7 protein-coding genes and 2 pseudogenes are annotated in these 6,842 nt (G+C 67.0%); 2 read left to right on the top strand and 7 right to left on the bottom strand.

What is annotated here, in order from left to right; translation table 11 throughout:
- Positions 1–439: pseudogene (locus tag GJ632_RS17700) on the top strand (A/G-specific adenine glycosylase); the annotation flags it as partial.
- Between the two features lie 18 nt (positions 440–457).
- Here GJ632_RS17700 and GJ632_RS17695 read toward each other — a convergent pair.
- The 7 genes from GJ632_RS17695 to GJ632_RS17665 all read right to left on the bottom strand — a co-directional run bounded on the left by GJ632_RS17695 (position 458) and on the right by GJ632_RS17665 (position 6,366).
- On the bottom strand, positions 458–841 hold the full coding sequence (locus GJ632_RS17695; protein WP_191453643.1) for a helix-turn-helix domain-containing protein: 384 nt from the start codon (positions 839–841) through the stop codon (positions 458–460).
- A gap of 2 nt (positions 842–843) precedes the next feature.
- A complete protein-coding gene (locus GJ632_RS17690; protein WP_197428067.1) occupies positions 844–1,428 on the bottom strand; it encodes an NADPH-dependent FMN reductase in 585 nt (194 codons plus the stop codon).
- 67 nt (positions 1,429–1,495) lie between these two features.
- Complete coding sequence (locus GJ632_RS17685) at positions 1,496–2,434, bottom strand: winged helix-turn-helix domain-containing protein (RefSeq protein ID WP_191453642.1); 939 nt, start codon at positions 2,432–2,434, stop codon at positions 1,496–1,498.
- A 42-nt stretch (positions 2,435–2,476) separates the two neighbouring features.
- Positions 2,477–3,679 (bottom strand): MFS transporter, encoded by a 1,203-nt coding sequence (locus GJ632_RS17680; protein ID WP_191453641.1) that lies wholly within the window; start codon positions 3,677–3,679, stop codon positions 2,477–2,479.
- A 6-nt stretch (positions 3,680–3,685) separates the two neighbouring features.
- On the bottom strand, positions 3,686–4,102 hold the full coding sequence (locus GJ632_RS17675) for a DoxX family protein (protein ID WP_089807269.1): 417 nt from the start codon (positions 4,100–4,102) through the stop codon (positions 3,686–3,688).
- A 444-nt stretch (positions 4,103–4,546) separates the two neighbouring features.
- Positions 4,547–5,515 carry a glutathione S-transferase family protein gene (locus GJ632_RS17670; protein WP_191453640.1) on the bottom strand — a complete coding sequence of 323 codons (969 nt, stop codon included), beginning with the start codon at positions 5,513–5,515 and terminating at the stop codon, positions 4,547–4,549.
- Positions 5,515–6,366: a DsbA family protein gene (locus tag GJ632_RS17665; RefSeq protein ID WP_191453639.1), complete on the bottom strand. Its 852-nt coding sequence runs from the start codon at positions 6,364–6,366 to the stop codon at positions 5,515–5,517. The genes GJ632_RS17670 and GJ632_RS17665 overlap by 1 nt, the downstream gene beginning before the upstream one ends.
- A 301-nt stretch (positions 6,367–6,667) precedes the next feature.
- On the opposite strand from GJ632_RS17665, the pseudogene sod reads away from it, so the two are divergent.
- Positions 6,668–6,842, top strand: a pseudogene (gene sod, locus GJ632_RS17660) (superoxide dismutase [Mn]); the annotation flags it as partial.

The raw sequence follows: 6,842 nt of genomic DNA, 5'->3' as shown, positions 1-6,842 counted from the left end.
CGTCCCCGACGACGACGACGCCTTCGAACGCGTCGCGCAGTTCCTCATGCCGCCCGGAGCGTCGCGCGTCTGGAACAACGCCGTCATGGAACTCGGCGGCGTCGCCTGTGGGAAGACGCCTCGGTGCGACGAGGAGGGGTGCCCGTGGCGCGAGTGGTGTCACGCCTACCAGACCGGCGACTTCACCGCGCCCGACGTGCCGACGCAGCCGAGTTTCGAGGGGAGTCGACGGCAGTTCCGCGGGCGAATCGTTCGACTCCTCGGCGAACGCGAGGAGATGGAGATGGACGCGCTCGGTCACCGAATCCGGGTGGACTACAGCCCGGACGGCGAGCACGGACGGGAGTGGCTTCGCGGCCTGTGTTCGGACCTGGTCGACGACGGACTGATCGAAGTCGACGAGACCGAAGACGGGGTGGTCGCTCGCCTTCGAGGGTAGTCGCGTGCGACCGGGCACTCAGTCGTCTCGCAGGCGGGGATTCGGTCCGTCCGGAACCGCTTCGCCCCAGTCCTGCGCCCACTGGTCCAGTTCCGCCAAGGCGTCGACGAGTTCCTCGCCCTTCGCGGAGAGGGCGTAGTAGACCGCAACCGGTGCGTCCTCCTCCATCCGGCGGACGACGACGTCGTTCTCGACCAGTTCGTCGAGCGCGTCCGAGAGCGTCTTCGAACGCGCCCCGGTCGCTCGCTTGAGTTCGTTGAATCGCCGCTCCCCCCCTTCGAGGGCGTAGACGACGTTCATTCGCCACGGCGTTCCGACCTGCTCGATGGCCCGGACGACTGGACACGCCGACGCGTTCTGTGACTCGATCTCTCGCTGTCGGGAGTCGGTCTCGGCGGGCATGGTCAGTCGGCCGCGGGTGCCGCGCGCTCGGTCGCGGTCTCGGGGTACGATTCGACGCCAGCGTACGCGACGAGCGACGTTCCGAGCGTCTCGACGCGGTCGGCCAGTTCGTCGTCGGTCAGTCGACCGCCCTCGAAGGCGCCGTGTGCATCGGGGAGTGCGACTTGGTGGGGCAGCACCCACGCGTCGAGTGCTCGGGCGACCGACCGGAGGTGTTCCAGCGCCGGCGTCGGGAACCCGCCGCCGGCGACGACGAGGAGGCCGACCGTCGTGTTCTCGAACTCTTCGAAGCCACAGTAGTCGAGTGCGGTCTTCACCACGGACGAGTACGACCCGTGGTAGACGGGCGACCCCAGCACCACTCCGTCCGCGGCCCGGACGCGCCGACGGAGTTCCGCGGCGTCCCCGGCGTCGCTCCGGTCGGGGTCGAAGACCGGGAGGTCCAACGCGGCGAGGTCCACGAGGTCGGTCGTGGCGCCGTCGCGTTCGGCCGCTTCGAGGGCTCGTTCGAGTGCGCTGCGCGTGTGACTGCCGTCGCGCTGACTACCGCACAGTGCGACGATATATTTGTCGTCTGCCAGCTCCATCTGTCGTCGAAAACCACGTGCTAAAGCCCTGTTAAGCGCTCGGTGGAACGCGTTCCAGTAACGAACCTTACCTTTCGGCGGTCGTCTCCCGGACGACGTCGCACGACTCTCCGACGGTGAACGCCAGCGACTCGTCGGCGTCCGGAACTGCGACTTCGACGCGCGTGGGTTCGGTCTCTCGAACCGCGACGGCGTCGGCGTCGACCACGAACCCGAGGCCCCACAACGGCGTCGCTCGCAGGTCGACACCGGCTTCGTGTAGTCGACCCGTAACCGCCGGACGCGTCAGGAGGACGACGCCGGCGGGGACGAAACTGTAGAAACTGCACCGGTGGCAATCGACGGCGACGACCGCGGGGTGGTCTCGGGCGAAGTACTCGTCGTACCGGTCGAGCTGTTCGACGACGCCGATACACGCCCCCTCCTCGTGGACCCGACCGGTCAACTCGCGGTCGACCCGACCGGCGCAGAACGGGCAGACGCCGTTGAGCGCACACGACCAGACGAGTCTCGTTCGCCGGTCGAAGGCGGCGACTATCGCGTCGTCGTCGCGGTCGGCGATGCCGCCGGGGTCGAAGGGCCACTCCAGCGCTCGGTTCCCGCAGTCGGGACAGCGAATCCGGGCGACGTAGTCGGTGCCGTACTCGAAGGTCAACCGCCCCCCACACGCCCGGCAGTCGTCGTCGAGTTCGACCGGTCCGACGGTGACCTGCTCGTGGAAGACGCCGCTCTGAATCGCGTCGAGGACGCGGTGACCGGGGTACTGGAGTTCGTACCCCTCGTCCGTTTTCGCGACGAAGTGGTCTCGTAACTCCGAGAGGTGGTACGTGAAGCTCCCCGAGTCGCGTTCACCGACCGCCTTCCGAAGTTCGGCGAACGACAGCGTGAACCCCGGAGCGTCCCACAACGCGAGCAGTATCTCCAGTCTGAGGTCGTGGCTCAGGGTCATGAACGCCGCTTCGGCGTCGGTGGCAGCCCGAGACCTATCAGACGAGTCACCGGCCATGTGTGCTACACAGACACAATCGAGTATAAACATTGAGTTCCGTCAGGAGTCGAGCCAGAGGATGCCGAGTACCGCGGCGCCGAGGGCGGCCCCGACGCTGCCGCAGAGGAGCGTCCCCTGATAGCCGATAGCGCCGCCCAAGAGCGTGAACAGCACCGGCCCGACGGCCTGGCTTATCCCGATTGTCGTCGTCTGCAGACTCATCACGCCGCCTCGGACGTGGTCGGGTGCCAGCGCACTGAGACCGGCGAACAGCGTGGGCGTGACCAACCCGCTGCCGACACCGAACACGAGCAGTGCTCCGACCAACGAGGGCGGTGTCGCTGCGAGCGCGACACCCAGGAAGCCGGCCGCGTACGCGGCGAAGCCGGCGGTGAGGAGCGTCGTCGTCGAGGCTCTGGCGGCCAGTCTGCCGTTCTGCGTCGAGACGACTGCGGTCGTCAACAGCACGGCGCTGGTGACGAGACCGACCGTGGTGGGGGCGAAACCGAACGCCGTCGAGAGGTAGAACGGAAGGGCGGTGTACAACCCGCCGAAGAGCAGGGTGAAGGAGGCGAACATGACGCCGTACAGGGCGGCCGCCCGGCGGGCCGGGACGAGACGAATCGCCTCCCGAACGTACCCTCGGTCGTCGTCGCCGGGCGGTGACGCGGGTTCGTCGAGTGCGACCAGTACCAGCCCAGCGACGGGGAGCGTGAGCGCGTACATGAGGAAGGGGGCGTTCCACGCGAACACGGCGAGGTAGCCGCCGACGACGGGGTACGCCGCGGTTCCGAGCGAGAGCATGGCCGACGTGACGCCCATGACGGAGTCGTGTCGGCGACCGGTGTATCGGTCTCCGACCACCGTCATCGCGAGCGCCGAGAGGACGCTTCCGGCGGCGAACCCCTGGAGGACGCGCAGGCCGAGCGCCACCGCGAAGTCGCTCGTGAAGGCGATGGCCGTGCCGGCGAGTCCGAAGACGGCGAGGGTCCCCGCGAGGACGTAGCGCCGGCCGATTCGGTCGGCGAGCGCGCCGATGACGGGTGCGAGCAGGATACCCGGGAGCGCGTAGAGCGTGACGAACAGTCCGGCACGGGCGTCGGAGACGCCGAATACGGACTTGATTTCGGGGAGGGCCGAACTGATCAGCGGCACGTCCATAGGCGTCATCAGCGTGGCCGCGAGGACGGCGAGCAGGACCGGCGAGCGCCACGGAACGCCGCCCGACCGCTCGGCGTCCGTCGAAGTCTCGGTTGCTCCCACGGGCCGTCAGAGCCCCATGCCGACCGCCAGCGGCCAGGAGACGGTCGAGAGCGCCAGGAAGACGAGCGCGCCCCCGACCAGGCCGACGTTCTTCAGGAAGTGTATCCGTTCGTTCTGTCGCTCCTGTCCCGTCACGGTCCAGAAGTCGTGCATGACGACCGTTATCGGGACGAGGAAGACGACGACTGCCAGCGCGCCGACTGCGGGGTAGACGCCGGTGAGTACCGCCGCCGCGCCGGCGACCAAGCCGAGACTGCCCAGCGGAACGGTGACCGACGCGAGCGGCGCACCCTTACTCTCGGCGTACGCGACCGACGATTCGAGGTCGAGCAGGTTACCGAGTGCGAGGTATCCGACGACGAGTGCGAACAGTGCTCGACCGAGCAGGAACGCCGTTCCGGACAGCGTCGAGGAGAACGCCATCAGGAATCCTCTCCCGCGGGCCCACGGGTGGGCAGGTCGTCGTTCGTCTGTACGATTCTGACCGTCGGGTGTCGGACGTCGTTCGGTGACATCATCGCAGGAGGAGAGACGGACGTGTGACGAATATATTTCAGGCAACTTACACTATATCGGGTTTCCCGTGCGATACCGGGACCGACCCGGTTCGTGAAAGTGGAGGCTCTGGTTCGCTCTACCCGCTGCTTCGGAAGAACGTCCGATCGGCAGGAACGCGGCCTGTTCTATCGAGCGTTCGAACCTTCTGGAACGGTCGTCGGGCCACCGACCCGAGAAATCGCGAACGTGGTGGTCGAGGAGTCTTTCGGAACGCCGACGCCGTCCAGTAGAATCGCGGTGTCGAATTCGACGGGCGTCTCCGGCCGACGGTCCGGCGTCTGCTCCGCCGGCGCGTCGGTCACTTCGCGTTCACGCCTCGTCGGTTCCGTCGTCTGCGAACGACTCGTCGCGTTCGTGCGGTGCGTTCCAGTCGTTCGCGGGCCCCACCGGGACGAACCCGGTCGGATTGATGTCGTCGTGGCTCCGGTAGTAGTGGGCTTTGACGTGGTCCGCGTTGCAGGTTTCGGCGACCCCCGGCGTCTGGTAGACGTCTCTGGCGTAGTCCCACAGGTGGTCGAAGTCGACCAGCCGACGAAGATTACACTTGAAGTGCGTGTGGTAGACGGCGTCGAATCGGTACAGCGTCGGGAAGAGGAACACGTCGGCGAGGGTGAGTCGGTCGCCGACGGCGTAGCGACGGGTCGCGAGGGTCTCGTCCCACCGTTCCATCGCGTCGAACAGGTCGCGAACGGCCGTCTCGTACGACGCCTGCGAGTCGGCGAACCCGGCGCGGTAGACGCCCGTGTTGATAGCGTCGTGGATGTCCTCGATAGCGTCGTCGATACGCGCTCTCGCCGACGACGGGTAGAGGTCGAGCGACGCCGACGCGTACTCCTCGAACTCGGTGGCGAGCATGCGGGCGATAGCCGCAGACTCCTCGTGGACGATAGTGTCGGTCCGTCGGTCGTACAGGACGGGGACCGTCACCCGCCCCGTGTAGGTCGGATCGGCCTCGCGGAACACTTCGTAGAGGGTGTCGTGGCCGTACAGCGAGTCCGGCGTACAGTTCGCTTTCTCGGGAGCGAACTCCCACCCTCGGTCATCGCGGACGGGGTCAACCACGTCGACCGAGACGGCGTCTTCGAGTCCGAGGAGGCGTCGGACGAGTGCCGCCCGGTGCGCCCACGGGCAGGCGCGCGAGATGTAGAGGTGGTACCGACCCGCTTCGGCCGGGTACTCGGCGTCCCGCGAGTTCTCGACTCGGTCGTCGAAGGTGTCGTGGTCGTACCGGTCGCGGGCGGCGTCGGGTTCCCACGCACCGTCGTGGAGCAGGCCCATCAGTCTCCACCCCCGTCGTTCGAGCGCCAGAAGAAGCCGTTGCCCCGTGATTCGCGGCGCACGGTTCCGTCGTCGACGAGAGACGCCAGCACTTGTCGCGCTTTGCCGGCGTCGAGTTCGTACACCGCCGCGACTTCGCGCGTCGCTACGGGGCCGTATTCGGCGACGAACCGTCGCATCGGTGGCGGCGACGACTGTTCCAGGGAGGGGTCGACGGCCCTCAGCGCGGTCGTCAGTTCCTCGAACGACCGGAAGCCCGCCGCGCGTCTCTCGCCGCCCGGCCCCCGGATGTGGTACGTCGGGAACGCCCGAACACCTGCGTCACGCGTCCGCGAGAGGTCGTCTTCGAACGCCGCTTGCGCAGTTCCGTCGTCCAGCGCCGTCGTGAACTCGTCGACGTCGAGGCCGACCGACTCTGCGAGTTCCACCTGCACCTCGCGGTCGTTGACGTTGCGCACCTCCGTCGTGTACGCCTCGCGGAGTCGTCGCAGATACCGATGCGCCAGTTCGGTCTCCTGTCGTCGTGCGGCCGCGAACGCCTTGCTCGCGGGGTACGTCGACTGTGCGGGGTCCGTCTCGAATATCTCCGTATCGACCGGCATCCCGTGCTGTCGGGACGCTTCGACCCAGTGCGGGGCGACGTCACTGGGGTCTGTGATGTCGTTGGCCGCGTCGTGGAACGCACCGAAGTCCTCGACCAATCCGCCCAGGACGTATCTGATTCGTATCTGTTCGCCGAACGCGACACGAAGACGCCGGACGACAGGTTCGGACCCCCAGCACCACGTGCACATCGGGTCCGTGAACTGCGTTACCGTCGGCCGGTCTCCGTCCGTGTCTGTCGTCGACATGTGGTCGGCTACAGTCCCCCGAGAAAAATGTTTCAGGCATACTACAGTAACTCAGGTGTCCCGCGGGGAACCAGGGTACGAAACGACACCGGCGTGGGGGACCACGCGTCGACGGGTCCTCACCGCCGAGACGCGTCGCCGGAATCCGGAAACTGTCGGGAGCGGCACCGTCTCGGACGTCGTCGGAGAGCGCCGCCGGACGGCCGCTCGAACCGGGGTCAGTAACTCTCCGATTCGCTACAATAATCGGCTTCAGGGAATCTTCATACCGCTTGTCGACCAACTGGAAGCCGTCGATACAATGAGCTACGAACTCGACCCCTTGCCGTACGACTACGACGCACTCGAACCGCACATCTCCGAACAGGTGCTCACGTGGCATCACGACACCCACCATCAGGGCTACGTGAACGGTTGGAACAGTGCGGAGGAGACGCTGGAGTCGAACCGCGAGGCGGGCGACTTCTCGTCGTCGG

Origin of the sequence: Halogeometricum sp. CBA1124 (genome assembly GCF_009741955.1) — an archaeon.
GTDB classification, from domain to species: domain Archaea; phylum Halobacteriota; class Halobacteria; order Halobacteriales; family Haloferacaceae; genus Halogeometricum; species Halogeometricum rufum.
The sequence above is the reverse complement of the archived record's forward strand: the minus strand, read 5'-3'. Positions and strand labels throughout refer to the sequence as shown.

Coding starts and splice junctions, on each gene's coding strand:
- GJ632_RS17695 (WP_191453643.1), bottom strand. CDS start 841: ATGCCCGCCGAGACCGACTCCCGACAGCGAGAGATCGAGTCACAGAAC.
- GJ632_RS17690 (WP_197428067.1), bottom strand. CDS start 1,428: ATGGAGCTGGCAGACGACAAATATATCGTCGCACTGTGCGGTAGTCAG.
- GJ632_RS17685 (WP_191453642.1), bottom strand. CDS start 2,434: ATGGCCGGTGACTCGTCTGATAGGTCTCGGGCTGCCACCGACGCCGAA.
- GJ632_RS17675 (WP_089807269.1), bottom strand. CDS start 4,102: ATGGCGTTCTCCTCGACGCTGTCCGGAACGGCGTTCCTGCTCGGTCGA.
- GJ632_RS17670 (WP_191453640.1), bottom strand. CDS start 5,515: ATGGGCCTGCTCCACGACGGTGCGTGGGAACCCGACGCCGCCCGCGAC.
- GJ632_RS17665 (WP_191453639.1), bottom strand. CDS start 6,366: ATGTCGACGACAGACACGGACGGAGACCGGCCGACGGTAACGCAGTTC.